General features: G+C 42.1%; 21 protein-coding genes. 13 read left to right on the top strand and 8 right to left on the bottom strand.

The annotated features are described in order from the left end of the window. Nucleotides 1-96: 96 nt before the first annotated feature. Genes H9Y05_RS09660 through pheS form a run of 4 tightly spaced genes read right to left on the bottom strand, consistent with a single transcriptional unit; the run spans nt 97 to nt 3,890 of the window. A complete protein-coding gene (locus H9Y05_RS09660; protein WP_163491508.1) occupies nt 97-1,314 on the bottom strand; it encodes a T9SS type A sorting domain-containing protein in 1,218 nt (405 codons plus the stop codon). A 60-nt stretch (nt 1,315-1,374) separates the two neighbouring features. After that, the gene (locus H9Y05_RS09665; RefSeq protein ID WP_163491509.1) at nt 1,375-2,475 is read right to left on the bottom strand and encodes a glutaminyl-peptide cyclotransferase; all 1,101 of its coding nucleotides are present in this window, start codon (nt 2,473-2,475) and stop codon (nt 1,375-1,377) included. A gap of 12 nt (nt 2,476-2,487) precedes the next feature. Beyond that, nucleotides 2,488-2,856, bottom strand: coding sequence for a bacillithiol system redox-active protein YtxJ (gene ytxJ / locus H9Y05_RS09670; RefSeq protein WP_163491510.1), 369 nt, complete (start codon nt 2,854-2,856; stop codon nt 2,488-2,490). An 11-nt stretch (nt 2,857-2,867) separates the two neighbouring features. Next, the gene (pheS, locus tag H9Y05_RS09675) at nt 2,868-3,890 is read right to left on the bottom strand and encodes a phenylalanine--tRNA ligase subunit alpha (RefSeq protein WP_216714159.1); all 1,023 of its coding nucleotides are present in this window, start codon (nt 3,888-3,890) and stop codon (nt 2,868-2,870) included. Between the two features lie 207 nt (nt 3,891-4,097). Here pheS and H9Y05_RS09680 point away from each other — a divergent pair, with 207 nt between their 5' ends. The 3 genes from H9Y05_RS09680 to H9Y05_RS09690 all read left to right on the top strand — a co-directional run bounded on the left by H9Y05_RS09680 (nt 4,098) and on the right by H9Y05_RS09690 (nt 5,543). After that, nucleotides 4,098-4,478, top strand: coding sequence for a hypothetical protein (locus tag H9Y05_RS09680; protein WP_163491512.1), 381 nt, complete (start codon nt 4,098-4,100; stop codon nt 4,476-4,478). A gap of 18 nt (nt 4,479-4,496) precedes the next feature. Beyond that, nucleotides 4,497-4,874: a hypothetical protein gene (locus H9Y05_RS09685; RefSeq protein WP_163491513.1), complete on the top strand. Its 378-nt coding sequence runs from the start codon at nt 4,497-4,499 to the stop codon at nt 4,872-4,874. Between the two features lie 90 nt (nt 4,875-4,964). After that, on the top strand, nt 4,965-5,543 hold the full coding sequence (locus tag H9Y05_RS09690; RefSeq protein WP_163491514.1) for a hypothetical protein: 579 nt from the start codon (nt 4,965-4,967) through the stop codon (nt 5,541-5,543). A 72-nt stretch (nt 5,544-5,615) separates the two neighbouring features. Here H9Y05_RS09690 and H9Y05_RS09695 read toward each other — a convergent pair whose 3' ends face one another. Next, nucleotides 5,616-7,802 (bottom strand): glutamine synthetase III family protein, encoded by a 2,187-nt coding sequence (locus tag H9Y05_RS09695; protein WP_163491515.1) that lies wholly within the window; start codon nt 7,800-7,802, stop codon nt 5,616-5,618. A gap of 159 nt (nt 7,803-7,961) precedes the next feature. Further along, the gene (locus H9Y05_RS09700) at nt 7,962-10,901 is read right to left on the bottom strand and encodes an N-acetylmuramoyl-L-alanine amidase (protein ID WP_216714160.1); all 2,940 of its coding nucleotides are present in this window, start codon (nt 10,899-10,901) and stop codon (nt 7,962-7,964) included. 160 nt (nt 10,902-11,061) lie between these two features. Here H9Y05_RS09700 and H9Y05_RS09705 point away from each other — a divergent pair, with 160 nt between their 5' ends. The 8 genes from H9Y05_RS09705 (at nt 11,062) to trhO (ending at nt 18,609) form a co-directional block, all read left to right on the top strand. Further along, a complete protein-coding gene (locus H9Y05_RS09705) occupies nt 11,062-11,511 on the top strand; it encodes an RrF2 family transcriptional regulator (protein WP_216714161.1) in 450 nt (149 codons plus the stop codon). 149 nt (nt 11,512-11,660) lie between these two features. Then, the gene (locus H9Y05_RS09710) at nt 11,661-12,563 is read left to right on the top strand and encodes a sulfite exporter TauE/SafE family protein (protein WP_163491518.1); all 903 of its coding nucleotides are present in this window, start codon (nt 11,661-11,663) and stop codon (nt 12,561-12,563) included. A gap of 1 nt (nt 12,564) precedes the next feature. Then, nucleotides 12,565-13,254, top strand: coding sequence for a phosphoadenylyl-sulfate reductase (locus H9Y05_RS09715; RefSeq protein ID WP_216714162.1), 690 nt, complete (start codon nt 12,565-12,567; stop codon nt 13,252-13,254). A gap of 24 nt (nt 13,255-13,278) precedes the next feature. Then, nucleotides 13,279-14,178: a sulfate adenylyltransferase subunit CysD gene (gene cysD / locus H9Y05_RS09720; RefSeq protein WP_163491520.1), complete on the top strand. Its 900-nt coding sequence runs from the start codon at nt 13,279-13,281 to the stop codon at nt 14,176-14,178. Between the two features lie 96 nt (nt 14,179-14,274). Further along, nucleotides 14,275-15,537 (top strand): sulfate adenylyltransferase subunit 1, encoded by a 1,263-nt coding sequence (locus H9Y05_RS09725; RefSeq protein WP_216714163.1) that lies wholly within the window; start codon nt 14,275-14,277, stop codon nt 15,535-15,537. Nucleotides 15,538-15,688: 151 nt separating this feature from the next. After that, nucleotides 15,689-16,216: a nucleotide exchange factor GrpE gene (locus H9Y05_RS09730; RefSeq protein ID WP_163491522.1), complete on the top strand. Its 528-nt coding sequence runs from the start codon at nt 15,689-15,691 to the stop codon at nt 16,214-16,216. 25 nt (nt 16,217-16,241) lie between these two features. After that, nucleotides 16,242-17,360 (top strand): molecular chaperone DnaJ, encoded by a 1,119-nt coding sequence (dnaJ, locus tag H9Y05_RS09735; RefSeq protein ID WP_216714164.1) that lies wholly within the window; start codon nt 16,242-16,244, stop codon nt 17,358-17,360. A 181-nt stretch (nt 17,361-17,541) separates the two neighbouring features. Continuing rightward, a complete protein-coding gene (trhO, locus tag H9Y05_RS09740) occupies nt 17,542-18,609 on the top strand; it encodes an oxygen-dependent tRNA uridine(34) hydroxylase TrhO (RefSeq protein WP_163491524.1) in 1,068 nt (355 codons plus the stop codon). A gap of 72 nt (nt 18,610-18,681) precedes the next feature. Here trhO and H9Y05_RS09745 read toward each other — a convergent pair whose 3' ends face one another. Together H9Y05_RS09745 and H9Y05_RS09750 are read right to left on the bottom strand one after the other, a co-directional pair. Further along, nucleotides 18,682-19,116 (bottom strand): cold-shock protein, encoded by a 435-nt coding sequence (locus H9Y05_RS09745; protein WP_216714165.1) that lies wholly within the window; start codon nt 19,114-19,116, stop codon nt 18,682-18,684. 3 nt (nt 19,117-19,119) lie between these two features. Next, nucleotides 19,120-20,100, bottom strand: coding sequence for a fatty acid desaturase family protein (locus H9Y05_RS09750; protein ID WP_235992174.1), 981 nt, complete (start codon nt 20,098-20,100; stop codon nt 19,120-19,122). A gap of 882 nt (nt 20,101-20,982) precedes the next feature. Here H9Y05_RS09750 and H9Y05_RS09755 point away from each other — a divergent pair. Then, nucleotides 20,983-22,161, top strand: coding sequence for a DEAD/DEAH box helicase (locus H9Y05_RS09755; protein WP_216714166.1), 1,179 nt, complete (start codon nt 20,983-20,985; stop codon nt 22,159-22,161). 38 nt (nt 22,162-22,199) lie between these two features. Further along, nucleotides 22,200-22,394, top strand: a complete 195-nt coding sequence (locus H9Y05_RS09760) for a cold-shock protein (RefSeq protein ID WP_163491527.1) — start codon at nt 22,200-22,202, stop codon at nt 22,392-22,394. Nucleotides 22,395-22,529: the final 135 nt, after the last annotated feature.

Consider the following 22,529-nt stretch of genomic DNA (forward strand, 5'->3'; position numbering starts at 1 on the left):
ATTTATTTTTTGCGAAGGTAGCTAATTTCAAAGAAACAGACACAAAAACTGCCGACACATTCGCACCGGCAGTCTGTATATAGTTATTTGGAAATTTTATCTGATGACTACTTTTTTCATTGCTTCTTTTCCGTCCGTAGCATTTAATTTCACCAGGTAAATCCCCGGTTGAAACGCCGAAGAGCGTACCTGAATCCTGTTTTCTCCGGACGTGATCTGCTCTGTGGCAATCACTTGTCCCAGCATGTTAACAACGGATACGCTCCATTCCCATTCATTGGCAGGAATGTCAATATAGAATGATTCCGCTGCCGGGTTCGGATAGATGGAAAACAATACTGTTTCGGGATGTGAGGCCAACGACAATCCCTGTACGCATAATTGGTCGTACATAAAGTTGGTGACAAATTCTCCGCTGTTAGCAGGAAAATCACAATGTCCGTTTCCCGGAACACTCATATAATCACTGTTAACACCGACGTTTAACGTTCGGATGTACATCAGCGAGTCACCGTACAACGTCACCGGAATAGACACACCAATGTTTGGCTGGCCGGATAAATTCGGAACGACGTTGTCATCCAGGTTGTGTACTCCTACGTATGGTTGGTCACCTGCTTCGATCCATGTCGTATCTGCGATTGCTCCGCACCAGCTCAAGGCCATTTGAGGCACACTGTTGAATCCGCTGTTTCCTGAATTTCCTTCCATTCCGCCCTGCGCGGCAACATATGCGATTAAATCCGTCGGAATTTTTGATTCGGCATCAAAATACGTCGTATGATTTGCCAGGATTGCTCCTGCTGAAAATCCTCCGACAATGATAATATCCGGGTTGATTCCGTATGGATTTCCGTCTTCAGCAACCGATTTTCTGAAAAAACGAATGGCAGCACGCATATCGTGTACCGCACGTACAACTTCTTTTTGAAACTCCAGTCCGGGGTTCGAAATAACAGCCGGTGAAATGCTCAGCAAACGGTATTGCATCGTTGCAGCCACATACCCCATTTTCGCCAGGGCCTGACATTGTGTTGCCAAATCTGTTTTATTTCCCCCGATAAATGAACCGCCGTGTGCTAATAAAACCAGCGGACGATCGGTATCCGTATCACCATCCGGGTAATAAATATCCAGGAATAAATTCACGGGTGTTGTTTCGTCCTGTGCCAGGTTGGAACCATATTGCACGTTCGGAACAGCAACTGTATTGGTGAAAATGGGTTGATGATACCGATTCCCGGTACAATCCTGTGCAACAGCAACATTACCCCAAGCCGTAGCAAGCCCGATAAAGAGTATTAGTTTTTTCATAAGTTCTAAATTCTAAAAAAGTTCGACTAAAATTAATAAAAAAGTAATGATTTCAAAACATTAATTACTTGCGATTACTTTTTCATATTTATCTTTCAGTTTAATCTTGATTGTCTTTTCCCAGTTTTTACCGGTCACATAAATCGCATCCTGTGTTTTGTTGTATGCAATTCCGTTAAACACATCCCCTACTTTTCCACGTCCGATCGGTACCAGGGTGCTACCGTCAATCACTCCGATGACACGCCCTGTTTCCGGTTCTATGGCAGCAATGTTATTGGTCATCCAGATATTGGCATAAATTAATCCGTCGATGTACTCCAGTTCATTCAACCGGGTAACAGGTTGTTCATGTGTGTAGACCTCAATGGTTTTTACAACAGCAAATGTTTTCGGATCACGAAATGTCAGGCGCTCCGTACCATCTGACATAATGAGGTATTTACCGTCATTGCACAATCCCCAACCTTCTCCCTGGTAGGTATATTCTTTCGGCAGAATCTGTAGGGTATTTCTATCGTACAAAAAGCATTTGTTTGTCGTCCAGGTCAACTGGTATACCGTATCACCGAAAATAGTAATTCCTTCTCCGAAGTGAGTCGCATCCAACCCGATCTTAGACAGGTCGTTTCCGGTGGCAATGTCAATTTTCGCAATTTTACTTTCCCCCCGCTGTCCTGTACTTTCATATAACTGGTCTCCGCTGAACTCAAATCCTTGTGTAAAATTCGCAATGTTGTGCGGAAATGTAGATAACACTTCATACGCCCACAGCTCCGGTTGCAAGTCTGAAAGTACGCGTAGAGTACGTTCATCTTTGAATTGTTCTCCGTTCTGGTTGTGTGCGATCACTATTATTTTTTTAGCTCCGATTCCGAAATCAGTACTTTTCAACGTGTATTTTACCTTTTTCATTCCGGGATTGTTCCACTTAGAAACAATACTATCCCCGATCTGCAACTCAATCAGTTTCAAACCGTCCACGAGTGGTTCTATCTCAACTTCGGCCTCGGAATTATAAGGTACTCCCAGGTTTTCTTTGAATGTGAATGTTGCGAAATCTTCCGGCTCGTCTTCACACGCGACCAGTATCAACAACAACGAGAAAGCGACCAGATGAATAAAACGGTAGTGTTTGAAAGTGCTGAATGTACGATACATTTCTATGTGAGTTTAATTAATTACTGCTTCAATGCTTTCCTGTGCGGAAATCGCATTGTGACTTTTGTGGTATTTCACGGTTCCGTTCTTCACAACAATCAGTTGCGGAGATTCGTGTTGCACCCCTGTCAGTTCTTCAATTTTCCCGGAAACTGACCGGTAATTCAATAAATCCAGGTACAACAAACGAAACGGGAAATCAGGAGTCTTCCATTCCCGCTCAAACCGGCTCTTCGCCATCGAAGAAATATTGCAACGCGTACTGTGCTTAAAAATAAACACAACTTCTTCGTCATTATTCAATACGTCTTGAAGCTGTGCTTCGCTTGTCAGTGCTTCCCATGGAAATACTTCAGCAGCGGAACGAGAGAAAAATCCCATAATTATTTTCTTTAAAATTCAGATGTGAACTGGCGCAGGAAGCGGACATCATTCTCCGAATACAAGCGCAGGTCGTTTACCTTATATTTCAATTGAGAAATCCGTTCAATTCCCATTCCGAAGGCAAAACCAGAATAAACAGTAGAATCGATTCCGGACGCTTCCAACACATTCGGGTCAACCATTCCGCACCCGAGGATTTCCAGCCAACCGGTATATTTACATACGTTACATCCTTTGGAATTACAAATGGTACAGGAAACATCTACTTCCGCACTTGGCTCTGTGAACGGGAAATAAGAAGGCCGCATCCGGATTACCGCATTTTCTCCAAACAATTCTTTGGCAAAATACAACAAAGTTTGTTTGAGGTCGGCAAAGGAGACATTTTTATCGATGTACAATCCTTCTACCTGGTGAAAGAAACAATGCGCCCGTGCTGAAATGGCTTCGTTGCGGTATACTCTTCCCGGAGAAATAGTCCGGATCGGAGGTGTTGAACTTTCCATTACACGCACCTGAACAGAACTGGTATGTGTACGCAATGCCATTTCCTGTTCGCCTTTTTCAACAAAAAACGTATCCTGCATATCTCTTGCCGGATGTTCAGGCGGGAAATTCAATGCGGAGAAATTGTGCCAGTCGTCTTCAATTTCAGGTCCTTCAGAAACCGTGTACCCGATTCGGGAAAAAATACCAATGATCTCGCTTCTTACCAATGAAAGCGGGTGCCGTGAACCAACAGGTTCTGCGTTTCCGGGACGGGAATAATCCAATTTTGAATGCACTGCAGACGCTGCAGACAATCGTTCTTTACATTCCTCATAAAACGCTTCTGCCTGTGTCCGGAATGTGTTAAGCAATTGCCCCACATCCTTTTTTTGATCATTCGGCACATTTTTCAGTTCGCCAAACAGTTCTTTCACAACACCTTTCGATCCTAAATACTTAATCCGAAACGTTTCTAACTCCTGTAAAGTAGAAATGTTCCCGGACTGGATCTCTCTCCAAAGCGTATCTATTTTTTCCTTCATTTGTTCAATTTAATCCAACCTTTGCTCAATGAAATGCATTAAATATTCAGTTTAGTTATTAAAACCGTAACTTTTATATATAATTGCAGTTTTTATGTCTGAGGCTACTATAAAAACCGATTTTGGATACGAAGTTAAGAAATATCTGATCAATTTTTGTTGAAGTCACGGAAAATAGGTTAACTTTATGCGCTTGATAAATATACGATGAAAACAGTCAGAAGTAAATTTGCTCTTATAACAATCTCATTAGCAGTTGTTTTTACTCAATCCTGTAAAGACAAGGATCCCAGTTTCGCAAAAATCTTTGTCCGTTCTTCCAGCAATGAGTTACTGACAGACGCACGTGTTGTCATTATTGCAGATGTGGAAGAAAATGAGTCAGACATGGAATATGTTGACACATTAAATACCAATAGTTCCGGTTTTGCAGAATTCAATTTAAATGAATACTACGACCAGGTCGGGAAGAGTATAACGGTAGCGAAATTTGACATTATCTGTAGAAAATCAGGCCTTGAAGGTACAGGAACAATTCGTACGCGTGTTAATACAACAGCCGTGGAAACAATCCACATATCACAATAATATTAAGTAATGGAGATGATGAAAAATACACTAAAAAAAGCAGGTTTTTTCGGGTTGATGATCTTGTTTGTTTCCATCACATCGATGGGATGCCGGAAAAAGAAAGATACAATTGCGGCGATAACGGTAAAAAATTCTGCCGGAGCAGTTGTACCTGGAGCAAATGTCCGGTTATTCCCTGTTCCAACTCCTCCGGGCAACGGAACTTTATTGTGGGAATTTGAAACGACTACCAATGCGTCCGGAATTGCTACATTTAACTTCAACGAAGTTTACCAATTAGGTCAAGCTGGTGTCGTTGTGGCAAATATCGAAGCTGTTTACGCAGGAAATACAGGAACCGGAGTAATAAAAGTGGATCAGGAAACGACCTCTGTAGCAACGGTTTTCATTTAATTTAAGATTTTTTAAGTCCGGATGCCATGTTCAAAATTGAATATGGCATTTTTTTTGCGATCAAAAATGACAGTATAAAAATTATTCAATATGAAAAAAATCGTAGCAAGTTTGTTTTTAGGTTTGATGTTGGGAAGTGGATTGAATGCACAAACTGTTAATCAGGGAGATCAGATTATTAATCTCGGATTCGGTTTTGATCCGTATTATTCATTTTCATCTGCAGGCGGTGTCAGAAAAGGTGCTGTCGGACCGATTGTATTGGGATATGAATACATTGTAACCGAGAAATTAGGAATCGGACGGATCAGCGCCGGAGGTATTCTCGGACAATCGTTTTACAATGAAAAATACACCATCGGGTGGACAGACTACCACAATAAGAATTCACGAACAGCAATCATTGCGCGAGCTGCCTATCATTTTGATTTACCGGTGAAAGGACTGGATTTATACGCCGGAGTCGGAGGTGGAGTATACATTAACCACCATGTAGATCGCACGGTTTCTCCAAACGGGGTTGAAACAAAATCAACGAGTTCACGCGCCACCGGAGGGCATTACGTCTTTGGAGGCGTGCGTTACTTCTTCACTGATGCCTTTGGTATGTACGTGGAAGCAGGACACGGGTTTAATGCTATCAACGGCGGTTTTGCATTTAAGTTTTAACACCTGTCAATTACATTTATAAAAAAAGTCCGGAAACAAGTATGTTCCGGACTTTTTATTTATGTCGTCGAATTATTTCGTAAACAACATTTCTCTGAATTTAGGCAGTGGCCACAACTCATCCTCTACCAACCATTCTAATTTATCTGCATGGTAGCGAATTTGTTCAAAGTACACTTTTACCGTTTCACAGTATGCAAATGCTTTTTTGTGATAATCTTCAATTTTATTTGCAACTTTTCTGGCCTCCAGCATATCGTAATTTAACGAAATCAACTGGTTCAGGTGCAACGCAATCTTGTCAATAATCTTAATTTGAGCAGCAGCAGCTACAGCACCGGCCTGGTCTCCTAACAGTGCTTTTAACTCCCGCACGTTTTGAAGCAATTTATTCTGGTATTCAACCGTTGCAGGAAGGATGTGATTTTGTGACAATTCATTCATAATGCGTGACTCGATCTGCACTTTCATCACATAGTTTTCAAATTCAATTTCCTGACGGGCCAACAACTCACGCTTTGTAAGCACATCCATCTCTTCAAACAAGTCAACCACTGATTTTGCACTCCAAACCTGCAAAGCGCTTGGTGTATCTTTGTGGTTAGACAACCCTCTTTTCGCTGCCTCTTTTACCCATTCTTCACCGTAGCCATTTCCTTCAAAACGGATCTTTTTAGATTCTTTGATCAGTTTTTGCAATTCTTTCAAAATCGCCTCATCTTTTCCATCTCCTTTATCAATCCGTGTGTCGACAGCAATTTTAAATTCTTTCAGTTGTTTCGCCACAATTGTATTCAATACAAACATTGCCTGCGCACAGTTCGCCGAAGAACCAACTGCCCGGAATTCGAATTTATTCCCGGTAAATGCAAACGGAGATGTTCTGTTTCGATCTGTATTATCCAACAGAATTTGCGGAATCTTACCAATATTCAATTTCAACTCGGTTTTCGCTTCAGGAGTCATTTTCCCCGCCTTGATATTTTTCTCCAGTTCATCCAGCAAGTTACTCAGGTATGTTCCGATAAAGGCAGAAATAATTGCCGGTGGCGCTTCATTTGCCCCCAGGCGATAGTCATTTGTAGCAGAGGCAATACTTGCTCTGAGCAAGTCCGCATTGTCATGGATCGCTTTAATTGTATTGACAAAGAATGTCAGAAATTGCAGGTTCGACTTAGGGTTCTTCCCCGGAGCCAGTAAGTTTACCCCTGTATTTGTACTCAAAGACCAGTTGTTGTGCTTCCCGGAACCATTCAATCCAGCAAATGGTTTCTCATGCAACAACACTCTGAAATTGTGCTTGCGGGCAACTTTTTCCATCAGGTCCATCAACAATTGGTTGTGGTCATTTGCCAGGTTACACTCTTCAAAGATCGGCGCACATTCAAATTGATTCGGTGCTACTTCGTTGTGACGCGTTGTAACAGGAATCCCTAATTTAACCGCTTCCGTCTCAAACTCCCGCATAAAAGCTGTTGCACGTGCAGGAATTGACCCGAAATAATGGTCATCCAACTGTTGCCCTTTCGCTGAAGTTTGTCCAAACAGCGCACGACCGGTCATCATCAAGTCCGGACGAGCATTGTAATGCGCCTGATCGATCAGGAAATATTCTTGTTCCCATCCAAGGGTTGCATTCACTTTTGTTACATTTTTATCAAAATACTGGCACACGTCGATCGCTGCTTTGTCGATGGCGTTTAATGCTTTCAGCAAAGGCATTTTATAATCCAGCGACTCACCAGTATAGGAAAGAAAAACACATGGTATACACAATGTTTTCCCGATCACAAAAGCAGGAGATGAAGGATCCCATGCTGTGTATCCACGCGCTTCAAAGGTATTTCTGATACCTCCGTTGGGAAACGAAGAAGCGTCCGGCTCTTGTTGCACCAGTAAATCTCCGTCAAAACGCTCAATTGCTTTTCCAACACCCACAGGCTTAAAAAACGCATCGTGTTTTTCCGCTGTCGTTCCTGTTAAAGGTTGAAACCAGTGCGTATAATGTGTCGCACCTTTTGTCAGCGCCCAATCTTTCATCGCAGAAGCAACCTGATCTGCTACTTTCCGATCCAGCCTGGCACCCGTTTCGATTGTTTCCAACACCAACTTGTATGCCTCGCTTGGTAAATATTCCCGCATTGCTTCCGCATGAAATACATTTTGCCCGAAAAGTTCAGAAACTTTTCCTTCATACGTAATGGACCGTGGTTCTCTTTGTGATACCTCCAGGTTTGCCTGTAATCGTTTTGTCGCCATATAGATTCTTTATTTGGGAACAAAAATACAGCAAAGAAATGTATCACTCATTAAAAAATGAATAATTTTTAAACACACCCCTTTATTTTAATTCAAAAAACCTGAAAAATCATAAGAAAAACAAATCAACCCCTAAAAAAATAGGGGTTGATTAAAAAATTAATGTTTTATAACTTTTTTCACCGTTTTATGGTTATTATGGACAATGATCAGTTGATAAACTCCTGAAGCCATACCATCCAATCGGATAATATGCTCCACTTCATTGGCAACACCATTGTACAATTGTTTACCATTCAGATCAATCAACCAAATATCAGCTGTTCCCGGAAGGTAATTAATTGTCAACTGATCGGTAAACGGGTTCGGAAATACAACAACCTGATCCAATTGGTTTTCTTCCAGCACCAACTCATTGGCACTGTATGTTTGTCCGTTCGAACTGATTTGCGCCACCAATTCAGCTCCGTTGACCGCTCTCACCGAAACATAATACACCTGTCCGACCTGACCATCCATAAACGCCCCTGTAAATACCGTGTCCAACCCGGAAGATGTCCAGTTGATCACATCGTCACTGTTCGGATTCGTCCCGACAGCATACAAGTATTCTGTTATCCCGGAATTCGGGTCCGAAAAGCTCCAGTTTCCACTGATTGTATGTCCCTGGAAATAATTCAAATCACTTCCTGCCCCGTCATTTACAACATATGAAACCGGTGTTGTGATGTCAATTAAAAAATCAACCGTATCCATCAATGACCAGTTATTTACATCTTTAGACTGTGCAAAAATGCGACCGGCAGGCTGTGACCCTACACTTTCATACCGCATGTATCCTCCTGATCCGATCGTCATATGAACCATGTTTCCTCTGCTCTGGTACACACGCAAATCATCAAATTCCACATGTGTATTGGCCGTACGAATAGAAATACTATTTCCTGACTGCAACGGATTGGGATCCTGCCAGGAACTCACCAGCACATTATCAACATACACCCGAATCCAACCGGTAGCCGGAGAATGCGTCACCCTTATTTTATAATCTATATTGTTATTGATGGTGAGTGCATCGTCCGTACGCAATGTAAATACGTTATTGGTGACAGTATAAATCTGTACTTTATCTCCTCCTTCCCGCAGAAAAACAAAATAGGATTCTCCTCTGTTGGACAACGTCGGATCACTGCACATAAAATGTAATCCAGCACGCTGATTGGAGCCAGTACCTTTGAACCGTTGCGTCCATGTATACATATAATCAGTGGCATTTGACTGCGGCAGGTTAAAATACGCATTGGTATTATCCAGTGTCGTGTTTGCATTGTTTACTCTTCCGTTCACAATCGTAAAAGTCCCCGTTTGCTGCGTCCAGTTACTCAATGTATTAAAATCTTCGAGCACAAATCCTTTTGAAGCCTGCGCCTGCCAGGAAGAGGAAGCATTCGGCCGGTCCGCCACCAGGTAGTATCGCTCTGTGATCGTCGATTGTGTACTCAGGTCATTGATGTACACGTCAAAATCCGAGGTTTTCCATGTCGATCCGCTCAAAATGGTTGTAACAGGCAATACCTGTGAATTATTAACCGACGAATAATTAATGGTCCACCCTGCGGCAACAGTTGCACAATCAGAACGGAATTCAATCAGTAGACTACCTCCTGTGGAAGTAATAATCCCGGGAGATGTTGTACCGGTATATTTTCCAATCAACGGCGCGTCAGTTGTTGCTCCGTCATAAATAAACATAAAATCCCAATTGGTCTCCAGGTTGAATTGTGTAAACTGAGCTGTAACGGACGCTGCATTTGCAGGTTGAATCAACCACAACAAGCGTTCATCATTGCTGTAATTTCCACTTGCACCACCGGAATCATACAGTGTTCCGTTTGCCGCAGTAATTGTTGTAACCGCCGGATTCGCATTGATCAACTTATAATACTTTTCCCAGTTCCAGTAAATTCCGGGATCGGTATGACTTTGGTTCGGATAATGCTGATGCCCTTTGATTTTCGTACACCCTCCCAAGGTATTCAATCCCGATGTAGCTGCTCCGAAAAATGTTCGCAAACGGGGAATTCCATATCCGCTGTTTGTAATATCACGTGACAAATCTGCCGAACTTTGGTACATTGCCTGTGTATACCAGGACGCATCATTCACCCATCCTTCATGTTCATAACCGATGGTATACGGATTTTCCGAGCCGACGTGCCATGCTTTATTTGCCTCCAGCACCATTTGTGTCACCTGTCCGTCAGATGAACGAATCACATAGTGGAAGGAAACATTTGAAGCACAGTTCTGCGACCAGGAAATAGCCCCTGCGTACGATCCCTGAATGGTGTGGATGGTGATTGCAGAAACAGCCACTCCACTCCTCGAACTATAGTTACAACTTGGTGCAGGATTCCAGATTGCAGGCCCGTATTCAGTAGATTTTAGTGTGGAAAGCGCGTATTGGTCTCCTGCTTCGTTTTTAATCGATTGTTCGGATAAAATCACTTTTGCAGCTGTAAGTACTTTCAGGTTTTCAACTCCGAAGATTGGTTTCAGGTCATACTGCTTTACCGGGAACTGGTGTAAAGCTGCAAATTCAGGATCTCTCATATACCGCATAATTTGGTAAATCTGTGCGTCAATAGCATACTTATTTACACTTCCGGAATCGGGAATTTCACTCAAATCGTTCAGAGTCAGGTACAGTGACTGAGCTTCTGAAAGCGACTCTCCTGTATAGTTTGTATAAATGGTATTAAACGCATTGGCATACGCCAAAACCTGGTTTTCCGGACTCATCAATTGCTGATCGACAGAAATACCTGACAACTGTTCTACTAAACGGGCATTTTCCCGGAAGTAATTGCGTCCATCCGAAAACAGACCCATCACTCCCAACGCCCGGGGCATCCCACTACAGGATTCCATTTCCTGAGCGGAGATATTTCTCATGTGCGTGTTGGACCAAGCAACAGCTTCAAGCACTCCTTTCGGAATAGACGGATATTGATTATATGCGCTGTTAAAAACAGATGAATATTGCGCAAAAACAAATGAATTCATGGCAATCAGTGCCGTAAGTAATAGAAATTTCATAGTATTTTTAGTTTAAGTTGTGCACATAAAAATAATCTATTTATGTGATAAATTCTTTTTTTGCAGCAAAAAACGTTTAAAAAATACATTTTTCACCCTTCCGGTACGATTCCAAAAGTATTTTGTAGCTTTGGATCAGTATCACATGTGTTTTCATTTTATGATTCCAAAAAAATCCAAATATGCAATCCAGGCACTCAAATGCCTTGCAAAGGTCTATCCTGATCAGGGGAAATTATCCATTGCACACATTGCAACAGAAGAAAACATTTCACGAAAATTCCTGGAAGCAATTCTGTTACAGTTACGACACAATGGTATTGTCGGCAGTAAAATGGGTCCCAATGGCGGCTATTACCTGTTGCAATCACCGGACGAAATCGTACTGAGTAATATTATACGCTCCACAGGCGGTCCTATCGCTTTGCTTCCGTGTGTCAGTCTCAATTTTTACGAACCTTGCGAAGATTGCCCACATGAAGAATTGTGCGGTCTCCACGATGTATTGTTAGAAGTGAGAGAAGCTTCTGTTCACATTTTGTCGAAGACGAGTTTATCTGATTTAATTGCACGGGAAAAAAAGCTGGCTAAAAAAATCAAAAAACAATAGCAATCAGCTTTTTATTTAAATCAATATCCTATTATTCCGATAGGATAAATATAAAATAATTAATCATTTCCTTGCAGAATCCATTTCTGGTTTTTTCCTTTGCAACAATTAAAACCATCAACCAACGACTTCTGATAAAAAAACAACGAATGCAAGAAAAACCAAAGTCCTGGTACGATTTTTCGGTAAAGCGAGTGCTGATCAACCTGTTCACAGTAATCGGCTTAATGATCGCAGGGCATATTTTTTTCACACTTCTTCCTCCGATGGAAATCTGGAATCAGTTTAATTCCATGCTCAGCGAAATGAATGAAACATTTCTCTACTTTATGTTGGGAGGATTCATTGCGCAACTGATTGACGGCGCATTGGGGATGGCCTATGGTGTATCCGCAACTACGTTTTTACTCACACTGGGCGTAAGTCCTGCTGTTGCAAGCATGTCCGTTCACGCGTCGGAGATCGTCACGAGTGGCGTTTCAGGAATCATGCATTTACGCTTTGGAAATGTCAACAATCGACTCTTCAAAAGCATTGTTGTTCCCGGCATCATCGGAGCAATTACCGGAGCGTATCTATTGTCTGAATTTGAGCAGTACAATCAGTATATAAAACCAATTGTGAGTAGTTACACCCTATTTCTGGGTGCATTAATCATTTACAAAGTTGTACGAAAAAAGCAGGCGCGAAAAAAAGTGACCCGTGTCGGCTGGCTGGCAACGCTCGGCGGTTTTTTAGACTCGATAGGTGGTGGTGGCTGGGGACCTGTTGTTTCATCCACGTTGATTGCGCGGGGAAAAAATCCACGCATGATTGTCGGATCAGTCAATCTTGCCGAATTTTTCGTTTCACTTGCCAGTTCCTTTACTTTTTTCACCATTCTCGGAGCAACTGCATGGCAACCGATTCTCGGTCTGATTCTGGGCGGTGTGTGTGCTGCGCCAATTGCTGCTTACCTTACCTCGCGCCTCAACATAAAAGCGATGATGCTCTTCGTTGGGATTGTCGTCATTATTGTGAGTCTGCGCAACATATTCACTTTATTTATCTGATATGAAACCCGATTTTTTTGAACACATCAATACCGAGAACATTACAAATCTACTGACAGAGATGACAGAAACACCGGGTGTTGCTGCCGCATTCTCCACCAGTATGAGCCTGGAAGACCAGGTAATTACCGATGTAATTTTCAAAAACAACCTTCCGATACGGGTATTCACACTCGATACGGGCCGCTTATTCAATGAATCGTACAGTGTACTCTCATCCACCCGCAACCATTACGGGAAGGAAATTGAAACTTATTATCCGGACGCGGAAGCATTACAGGAACTGATTACCACAAAAGGCCCCAACCTGTTTTATGAATCGGTAGAAAACAGGAAAAGCTGTTGCCATATCCGAAAAGTCGAACCACTGAACCGGGCCCTGTCGGGTGTCAATGTATGGATTACTGGTTTGCGGGCAGAGCATTCTGACAACAGAACCGGACTCTCTGTTTTTGAATGGGACGCATCCCGGCAACTTACCAAAGTTAATCCGTTGATTTACTGGACAACTGAAGACGTCCGGAGCTACATCCGCAACAATCATGTTCCGTATAACACGCTACAGGACAAGGGATTTATCAGCCTCGGATGTCAGCCATGTACACGTGCCGTAAAAGAAGGAGAACCCTTCAGAGCCGGAAGATGGTGGTGGGAAGATCATTCAAAAAAAGAATGCGGACTGCACACATAAATTTAACATTTGAAATGAAACAATATGAGTAATTACCTGGACAGACTGGAAGCAGAAGCCATTCACGTATTGAGAGAAACAGCCGGGCAGTTCGAACGCCCTGCATTGTTATTCAGTGGAGGAAAAGATAGTATTTGCCTTGTACACCTTGCATTGAAAGCATTCCGACCCGGAAAATTTCCTTTTCCGCTGGTACACATTGATACCGGACACAACTTTCCCGAAGCGATTCAATTCAGAGACCGGCTGGCTGAACAATTGGGTGAACAGTTGATTGTCCGCCATGTAGAAGACACCTTAAAACGACGTGGTATCCCGGATGCAAAGGGAAAATTTCCAAGCAGGAACCCTTTGCAAACGCATACACTATTGGAAACCATTGAAGAATTCAGGTTTGACGCCTGTATCGGAGGAGCACGCCGTGATGAAGAAAAGGCACGGGCAAAAGAACGGTTCTTTTCTGTACGGGATGAATTCGGCCAATGGGATCCGAAATTACAACGTCCCGAATTGTGGAATATTTACAACGGAAAAATTCATCCCGGGGAAAATGTCCGTGTATTCCCGATCAGTAACTGGACGGAATTGGATGTGTGGAATTACATCTTGCGGGAGAACATCGAACTTCCCTCCATCTATTTCACACACGAGCGAACCTGTGTATTAACAGAGCATGAACAACTCATGGCGACCAATGTATTCATCTCGTTGGACGAACATGACACCATTGTCAACCGGTTGGTACGTTACCGAACTGTCGGAGATATGACCTGCACGGCAGCTGTTGAAAGCAAAGCCAATAGTGTAGAGGACATCATTGAAGAGTTGAAAAACACAACTGTTTCAGAGCGGGGTGCCACACGAATGGACGACCGGATTTCAGAAGCAGCAATGGAGGACAGAAAGAAAGGGGGGTATTTTTGAGAGACATGAGCATTGAATTATGAATGTTGAATTATCAATTATCACGTGAGTGTGATTCAAAACACTTGATAATTGATAATTCATAATTAAAACCACATGGAATTATTACGATTTTTTACAGCAGGAAATGTCGACGACGGAAAAAGTACACTCATCGGCAGATTGTTATTAGACAGCGGATCGATTTCTACTGACATTATCGAAACAGTGACCCGACAGAGTAAGGTGACCGGAGAAAACACAACGATTGACCTGGCATTGCTCACAGACGGGTTGCGCGCTGAACGGGAACAGGGAATCACCATTGATGTTGCCTATAAATATTTTTCAACAGATCGGCGAAAATTTATCATTGCAGACACACCGGGACATGCGCAATACACACGGAATATGTTTACCGGCGCATCGACAGCAGATCTGGCAATTATCCTGGTAGACGCCCGCAACGGCATTACGGAACAAACCCGTCGCCATACCATTATTTCAGCCGTGCTGGGAATTCCGCACATCGTGGTCTGCATCAACAAAATGGATTTAGTGAACTACAGCGAAGCATGCTACGAAGCGATTAAAGCTGATTTTTCAAAAGTAACTGCTGCACTTGACCTGAATCAGGTAACGTTTATTCCCACAGCCGCTCTATCCGGTGAGAATGTGGTGCATTCCTCCAAACAGATGCCCTGGCATACAGGTAAATCGTTGCTTTCTTTCCTGGAAAATGTGTCTGTTCAACCGGCTCAACTACACGACAAAGCGCGTTTCCAGGTACAATACGTGATTCGCCCCCAGACGGAAAAACTTCACGATTACCGGGGATATGCCGGAACGCTCTGGAGTGGGAAATTACAGGTGGGCGATGAAGTGCAGGTACTTCCCGGTGCATTTTTCACCCGCATTCAAACCATTGAACACAACCTGAAGATGACCGAATCTGCGGATGCCGGACAACCTGTGGTAATGCAACTTGAAGATGACATTGACATTAGCCGCGGAGCATGGATTGTACCAGGATCTGAATTACCGGAAGTATCCGACACTGTGCAAGGAACAATCTGCTGGATGGACAACACCCCTTTCCGGACAGGTGCAATGAAATTACTCTTACAGCAAGGGAGTTTAAACACCAAAGCGTCTATCAAGGAAATAAGCTACAAGATAGACATTGAAACGTTTGAAAAATCTCCTTCCGATGATGCATTAAAACTGAATGAACTCGCATCTGTATGCATCCGGACAGCAGAACCACTGGTGGTTGACAGCTATAAAGAAAACCGAAATACCGGAGCATTCATCCTGATCAATGAATACACCAATCAAACGGTAGCGGCAGGAGTATTGGAACGCAATCTGCAAGCTTAAATCCAAAACCCGAATTCACTGCCATTTGCAATAAAAGTTTGTCAATTTGGCAATTCTGTGATAAGTTTGCCGGAATTTCTGTCATACTGTCCGAAAAATAAAGGATGGCAAGTTATTTGAGTGGCAGGAAATGCATAAAAATGAACTAGCAATGTCAGAAGAGAAAGATATTTTAAATCAAGAGCAGGAAGAATTGAAGGGTTCAACGGAAAATACTGTTGAAAACGAGAAAAGCGGAGAGCAAACTCCTGAGGAAAAGTACAACGAATTGAATGACAAATTCCTTCGTTTATATGCTGAGTTTGACAATTACCGCAGAAGAACCAATAAAGAGAAAGTGGAGCTGATCGCTAATGCCAATGAAAAATTGTTGCTGGATCTGATTCCCACAATCGATGATTTCGAGCGGGCAATCGCCAACAATGAAACAGCAGAAGATATCGCGGCTGTAAAAGAAGGATTCAACCTGATTTACCATAAGTTTAAATCAACACTTGAAGCAAAAGGATTGAAACAAATGCAGGCCAAAGGGGAAAACTTTGACAGCGACCTGCACGAAGCGATTGCTAATGTACCGGGGGATGAAACTCAAAAAGGGAAAGTAATTGACGACGTCGAAAAAGGTTATTTTCTGAACGAAAAAGTGATCCGTTTTGCAAAAGTGGTGGTAGGACAATAAATGGCAGAAAAAAGAGATTGACCAGATGAGTGAAAAAAGAGATTATTATGAAGTTTTAGGTGTATCCAAAGGTGCCGATGAAGCCGAAATCAAAAAGGCCTATCGCAAACTGGCATTGAAATACCATCCCGACAAAAATCCGGATGATGCAAGTGCCGAAGAAAAATTCAAGGAAGCGGCTGAAGCATACGAAGTACTGAGCGATTCGCAAAAACGTGCGCAGTACGACCGATTCGGACACGCCGGAATGGGAGGTAGTGGCTTCGGAGGTGGCGGTATGAACATGGATGACATCTTCTCTCAGTTTGGTGATATTTTTGGCGGAGCCTTCGGTGGAGGAGGAAGTTTCGGTGGATCCAGAGGTGGAGGTACCATGCGTACACGCGGAACGAATCTTCGGGTGAAAATAAAACTGAACCTGGAAGAAATTGCCAATGGTGTCCGAAAAAAGATCAAAGTCAATAAACTGGTCAATGCCGAAGGTGTTACTTACAAAACTTGTTCTACGTGTAATGGAACAGGGCGCCTGACACGTGTCACACAGACCTTTTTGGGCGCCATGCAGACGCAAACCACCTGTACAACTTGTCAGGGTGCAGGGAAAATGATCGACAAAAAGCCTGCTGATGCAGATCCCCAGGGATTAAAACGACAGGAAGATGTTATTGAAATTGACATTCCTGCCGGTGTAGAAGAAGGGATGCAATTGAGCGTTTCCGGAAAAGGAAATGCCGGACCGTTTGACGGGATTCCGGGAGACTTAATTGTTGTAATCGAAGAAACACAACACGAAGAGCTGAGACGAGACGGAGAACACCTGCATTTTGATGCATATATCAATTTTGCAGATGCTGCGCTGGGTGAATCAGTAGAAGTTCCGACCATTGCAGGAAAGGCAAAAATTAAAATCGAACCGGGAACACAAAGCGGGAAAACGTTACGTTTAAAAGGAAAAGGATTACCTGTTTTACAAGGATACGGGCACGGTGATTTGTTTGTTCACATCAATGTTTGGACACCCAAAAAACTGACAAAAGAAGAAAAAGAAATACTGGAAAAATTACGCACAAGCGAAAATTTCAAACCAAGTCCCGATGCCAACGAAAAAGGATTTTTTCAGCGTGTGAAGGACATGTTCCATTAATACGGATAAAGCATATTCGAAGAAGGAAGATTGAAGTCAGTGATATGTGTTGACGGACAGTGGGAAGATTTTTAATCTTCCTTCTTTTTTTTATACCTGCCTGCATTTACAGCGAACTATTCTTTCAATCTCCGATCTTTTTCTATCTTTGCACCGACTTTTTATTTAAAACAAACATAGCATGCAACTGTGGAACACATTAAGTAAGGAGGAGTTGGAGCAAAAATGGCGTGAGAAAGGTTACGAATGGGTAACTATTTCATTCTATCAATACGCTAAAATTGACAACCCTCAGATCTTTAGAGATTATTTGTACGGCATCTGGCAAAAAATAGATGTACTCGGGAGAGTTTACGTAGCAAAAGAAGGAATCAACGCACAAATTTCAGTCCCCAAACACCATGTTGATCAATTCAGAAACGAATTGTACGACATTTCATTTTTGAATGGTATTCGGTTGAATATCGCTGTTGACAACGGAGATACGGAATTCCCGTTCCTGAAATTAAAAATCAAAGTGCGCGACAAAATTCTGGCAGACGGACTGAATGATGAAACGTTTGACGTTACCAACAAAGGAAAGCATTTAAATGCCGCTGAATTCAATGCGTTGACAGACGACCCGAACACCATTCTGATTGATTTCAGAAATCACTATGAATCGGAAGTAGGACACTTCAAAGGTGCAATTACACCGGATGTAGACACGTTTCGTGAGTCCCTGCCGTATATTGAGGAAAAATACCTGAAAGGCAATGAAGATAAAAACCTGGTAATGTACTGTACCGGGGGAATTCGTTGTGAAAAGGCTTCTGCCTGGTTCAAACACCGGGGGTTTGACAATGTACATCAATTAGAAGGTGGAATCATCAAGTATGCCAACGATTGCAGAGAAGCGGGCATTCCAAATAAATTCATCGGGAAAAACTTCGTATTTGATGAGCGACGCGGTGAACGCATTTCGGAAGATGTTATCGCACAGTGTCACCAATGCGGAACACCTGCAGATGTACACGTCAATTGTGCCAACGAAGCTTGTCACCTGTTGTTTATCCAGTGTGATGAATGCAATGCGCACATGAACGGATGCTGTTCGGACGAATGCAAAGAAATCGCTGCATTACCGGAAGATGAAAGAAAAGCGTTGCGCAAAGGATATGTGCTCAGCAACAAGATATTCAAAAAAGGGCGTTCGGAAAAATTAAAATTCAAACCGAACAATGAGAAGCCGTTTGATTTATTAACCTGAGTGCAGGAAAGTAATTTGTTAAAAAAGGTGGTTCACATGTTGTAACCACCTTTTTTATGGTGTCTGGTACTGTTAAATGAGTGTAACACGTACTGCAACCCAGCCTTTTGTTCCTTTTTCCTTTTCAAAACGAACTTTCGCTCCTTTCATCGGTTGACCGGACACATTGTTTTGGTGCACAAAAAAGCTTTCATCATCTGCTGTTTTGATGAACCCGTATCCTTTTGTATCGTCAAAATAATTGATCACCCCTGTCAGGAACGGATCAATCTCTTCTTTTTCCCGTCTTGGAATTCCGATTTCGATGTGTTTTGCCTTGACTTCTTTTTTTGTTGACGGATCCGGGGGAGTATCCCGAAGGATCCCGTTTTCATCCACATACGCCATCATACTTTCCCAGCCTCCACCGGTTGCATTCTCTTTACGTGCTTCCTTTTTGGACTGCTTTTCTTTTCTGCGTTGATCTCTCTTTTTTTCCCTTTCTTTTTTATTGAAGGTTTCTGCCATAATTTATTGTGTGATTTTAATTGAACATTGTAGTGTTTTCATTCTCCCGAGAACACGAAGGGTTTTTACATGCCCCGAAACAGCAGCAAAGAATGTCTTATTCACATAATAAGGAACCTGAAAATCTCGTGCCGTTCGCGCAACAATTCTGCTTATATTCCGATAATGTACGTGACAGATATTCGGAAATAAATGGTGTTCTATTTGATTCGTTAATCCTCCTAAATACCAGAAAAGAAATCTGTTTTTCGGAGAAAAGTTACTCGTTGTCTGCAACTGGTGTGTGTACCAGTTTTCCGCTATTTTTTCTTCTTCATCCGGCTGAGGAAACTGCATATCCGGCATTACATGCGCCAATTGAAACACCACACTCAACAGAATTCCCGCGAGCACATGCATCAATGCAAAACCAAGTAAAATCCAATAAACCGAAAACGGAGCCACCATCATCGGTATAATCAACGCATACGTAAAGTAGAATACTTTCACCGGAACCAACTTCATTAATCGCATCCGGTATTCTCGCTTTGTTTGGATCAATCCCATCTTCCGATAGTCGCCTGCTTTTTTAAAATCTTTTACCGTTATCCAGTAAAGTGTTAGAATTCCGTAAAAGAACCACACATAATAGTGTTGGAACCGGTGTATTTTATAGCTTTTACTGTATGGAGAAAAACGCAGTAAGAACAAAGGGGCGTCAATGTCTTCATCATGCCCGTGAATATTCGTATATGTATGGTGAAGAACGTTGTGTTGTAACTTCCACATTTGACTGCTGCAACCAAGGTAATCCAATGTATAGCTAAGGGTGCGATTCAACCAGGAACGCTTTGTATAAGCACCGTGATTCGCATCATGCATTACCCCCATCCCGATTCCTGCAATTCCAAAACCACTGACAAGGTACAGTAAAATTGTGACAAGAGGAGAAGTGATAACCCCAAGATTTAATAGAGCGAGGGGTGCTGTATAAATCAGTAGCATCGCGACGGTTTTAAAAACCATCTGTGCATTCGCCCGCTTATGTGCCTTATTTAATTTAAAATATAGATTAACTCTTCTTTTCAGCGCTTTGGAAAACTCCTGCTCGACAGTCTGTGAAAATTTAAGATGTTTGATATGCGTCGTTGTTATTAAAATGAATACTATACGAGTCCCTACTGTGCAGTCCGGATTTTTAATCAGTCATCTCCCTGAAAAAGGAAGTAATGGACTGATTTCTAAAATAAAAATGACATAAAACAGAAAGAAAAAACGAGAAAACGTTTCGACGAGACTAAATTATAGCACCACTTATTTTACAGAATATTACCTGATGTTACAAAGATAACCTTTTTATTCTGATCTGACTGCATAAAAAGACAGAAGTAAAATAAAACGGATACTATCAGAAAATTTTGTACCTTTGCACCCGAACAAGTTAATTCTCAATTTTTGGAAACAATTTCCGTTCAATTGTTTCAAGGGTTTAAAATCGTATCAAAATACCCCTTTACATTTTTCAGAATTTTCGTGTAAGTAACCCAACCAATGACTGGTTGACGGTTAATAAAAACTTCAGGTAAATAGTTACCTGCCGAAAAGCGTTATTGAATGAAAAATGTCATTTCAGGAATCCCCGTTCCCGAATGCGATAAAGAGATAAGACAACACCAAGGATCACCCCTTTCTTTTAACAACACATTTTCGGAATTTTTATCACACACCGGCACCATTTAGCTGTCGGAAGAAGGAGTGTATTGTGCACCATACAGTTCACTCGTTCATTAAACGCAAGTCCGGAAAATCCGGTTTTGTAAACAGAACCATCCCTGCAAGGGATAAAAAAAGAAATAAATGCAAACAAGTATAAATAAACGGAAACCGATGAAGACAACCACAAATAAACCCCGGTTTTCAGGAAACAGACAACGCAATAAAACACCTAAGAAATCAACACTGGACCCTAATTTACTGGTTCAGAAAGCCACAGTAGTTGCTTCCGAAAGAACAATCACCGTAGCAACAAAATTTGAGGACATGCAGCTGCAATCTCAACTTAAATCCAATATACAAAAAATGGGGTTTGTTTCTCCGACAGAGATCCAGGATAAAACTTTTGATCGACTGGTAGAAGGAGCAAACCTGATTGGGATTGCCAATACCGGAACCGGAAAAACAGGTGCATTTCTCATTCCTATCCTGGAAAATCTGCTGCGTAACAAAGATCAGAAATTTCAATCGTTGATCGTTGTTCCGACGCGGGAATTAGCGTTGCAGGTATATGATGAATTCAAGAAGTTGTCCGAAGGATTAAAACTGCGTGCGGCTTGTTACATCGGAGGAACGAATATTGAGAAAGACATTCGGAGTCTGAACAATTATTTCGACCTGGTGATCGGTACTCCCGGTCGTTTACTCGATTTGTGCAACCGGGGAAACCTGAAACTGGGACGATTTGAGGTATTGGTACTGGATGAATTTGACAAAATGCTGGACATGGGATTTATCCGCGATGTACGGGAATTGATAAACGGAATGAAACAACGCCGTCAAACCTTATTGTTCTCCGCAACAAAAGACCCCAAACAACAGACAATTATCAATGAAATTGTAACCAATCCTTTTCTCGTAGAAATTCATTCAGGTGATTCCAGCTCGAAAAACGTAGATCAGGATATCATTCGCGTACAGGAAGGTCAGGACAAATACAGACTCCTGTTGGATGTACTGGCAAATCCTGGGTTTGATAAAGTGATTTTGTTTACGGAAACCAAGCATTTGGCAAACAGGTTGTCTCAGAAACTTATTGATTCAGGAATTACATCAGACCGGATTCACGGGAATAAATCACAAAATTACCGAATTAACGCCCTCGATAAATTTAAGAACGGAAGTATCCGGGTATTGGTTGCAACGGACGTCGCTGCGCGCGGAATCGATGTAAACAATGTCGCATTGGTTGTCAATTACCAGTTGCCAATGGATTTTGACACGTACATTCACCGGATCGGAAGAACCGGAAGAGCAGGAAAAACAGGAACAGCCTACACGTTTGTAGACTAATCCTTATTCAAATAAATAACATATAAATAAAAAAGCAAATGCAAGAAGGAACAGTAAAATTCTTCAATGAAACAAAAGGTTTTGGTTTCATTAATGATGCGGCAAGTGGAAAAGACATTTTCGTACACGTATCGGGATTGGTAAACAAAATCCAGGAAAACGATCAGGTAAGCTACGACGTAGAAGAAAGTCCGAAAGGATTGAATGCAGTGAATGTGAAAGTAATTCGATAATCAATTGCTTCCAAACAGAAAAGGCGGTTTATTGATAAACCGCCTTTTCTTATTTACATGTCTCGTCCTGAAATAAGTTGACACAATTTATTTCATATGACATATAGTTCAGAACCTTCAAAGGTTCGCCGTAGT

The sequence above is a fragment of the Taishania pollutisoli genome (assembly GCF_014518315.1).
GTDB lineage: Bacteria > Bacteroidota > Bacteroidia > Flavobacteriales_D > Crocinitomicaceae > Taishania > Taishania pollutisoli.

Bases quoted from the DNA above. Each gene is read 5' to 3' on its own strand.
- H9Y05_RS09660 (WP_163491508.1), bottom strand. From the start codon at position 1,314: ATGAAAAAACTAATACTCTTTATCGGGCTTGCTACGGCTTGGGGTAAT.
- H9Y05_RS09665 (WP_163491509.1), bottom strand. From the start codon at position 2,475: ATGTATCGTACATTCAGCACTTTCAAACACTACCGTTTTATTCATCTG.
- ytxJ (WP_163491510.1), bottom strand. From the start codon at position 2,856: ATGGGATTTTTCTCTCGTTCCGCTGCTGAAGTATTTCCATGGGAAGCA.
- pheS (WP_216714159.1), bottom strand. From the start codon at position 3,890: ATGAAGGAAAAAATAGATACGCTTTGGAGAGAGATCCAGTCCGGGAAC.
- H9Y05_RS09680 (WP_163491512.1), top strand. From the start codon at position 4,098: ATGAAAACAGTCAGAAGTAAATTTGCTCTTATAACAATCTCATTAGCA.
- H9Y05_RS09685 (WP_163491513.1), top strand. From the start codon at position 4,497: ATGAAAAATACACTAAAAAAAGCAGGTTTTTTCGGGTTGATGATCTTG.
- H9Y05_RS09690 (WP_163491514.1), top strand. From the start codon at position 4,965: ATGAAAAAAATCGTAGCAAGTTTGTTTTTAGGTTTGATGTTGGGAAGT.
- H9Y05_RS09695 (WP_163491515.1), bottom strand. From the start codon at position 7,802: ATGGCGACAAAACGATTACAGGCAAACCTGGAGGTATCACAAAGAGAA.
- H9Y05_RS09700 (WP_216714160.1), bottom strand. From the start codon at position 10,901: ATGAAATTTCTATTACTTACGGCACTGATTGCCATGAATTCATTTGTT.
- H9Y05_RS09705 (WP_216714161.1), top strand. From the start codon at position 11,062: ATGATTCCAAAAAAATCCAAATATGCAATCCAGGCACTCAAATGCCTT.
- H9Y05_RS09710 (WP_163491518.1), top strand. From the start codon at position 11,661: ATGCAAGAAAAACCAAAGTCCTGGTACGATTTTTCGGTAAAGCGAGTG.
- H9Y05_RS09715 (WP_216714162.1), top strand. From the start codon at position 12,565: ATGAAACCCGATTTTTTTGAACACATCAATACCGAGAACATTACAAAT.
- cysD (WP_163491520.1), top strand. From the start codon at position 13,279: ATGAGTAATTACCTGGACAGACTGGAAGCAGAAGCCATTCACGTATTG.
- H9Y05_RS09725 (WP_216714163.1), top strand. From the start codon at position 14,275: ATGGAATTATTACGATTTTTTACAGCAGGAAATGTCGACGACGGAAAA.
- H9Y05_RS09730 (WP_163491522.1), top strand. From the start codon at position 15,689: ATGTCAGAAGAGAAAGATATTTTAAATCAAGAGCAGGAAGAATTGAAG.
- dnaJ (WP_216714164.1), top strand. From the start codon at position 16,242: ATGAGTGAAAAAAGAGATTATTATGAAGTTTTAGGTGTATCCAAAGGT.
- trhO (WP_163491524.1), top strand. From the start codon at position 17,542: ATGCAACTGTGGAACACATTAAGTAAGGAGGAGTTGGAGCAAAAATGG.
- H9Y05_RS09745 (WP_216714165.1), bottom strand. From the start codon at position 19,116: ATGGCAGAAACCTTCAATAAAAAAGAAAGGGAAAAAAAGAGAGATCAA.
- H9Y05_RS09750 (WP_235992174.1), bottom strand. From the start codon at position 20,100: ATGCTACTGATTTATACAGCACCCCTCGCTCTATTAAATCTTGGGGTT.
- H9Y05_RS09755 (WP_216714166.1), top strand. From the start codon at position 20,983: ATGAAGACAACCACAAATAAACCCCGGTTTTCAGGAAACAGACAACGC.
- H9Y05_RS09760 (WP_163491527.1), top strand. From the start codon at position 22,200: ATGCAAGAAGGAACAGTAAAATTCTTCAATGAAACAAAAGGTTTTGGT.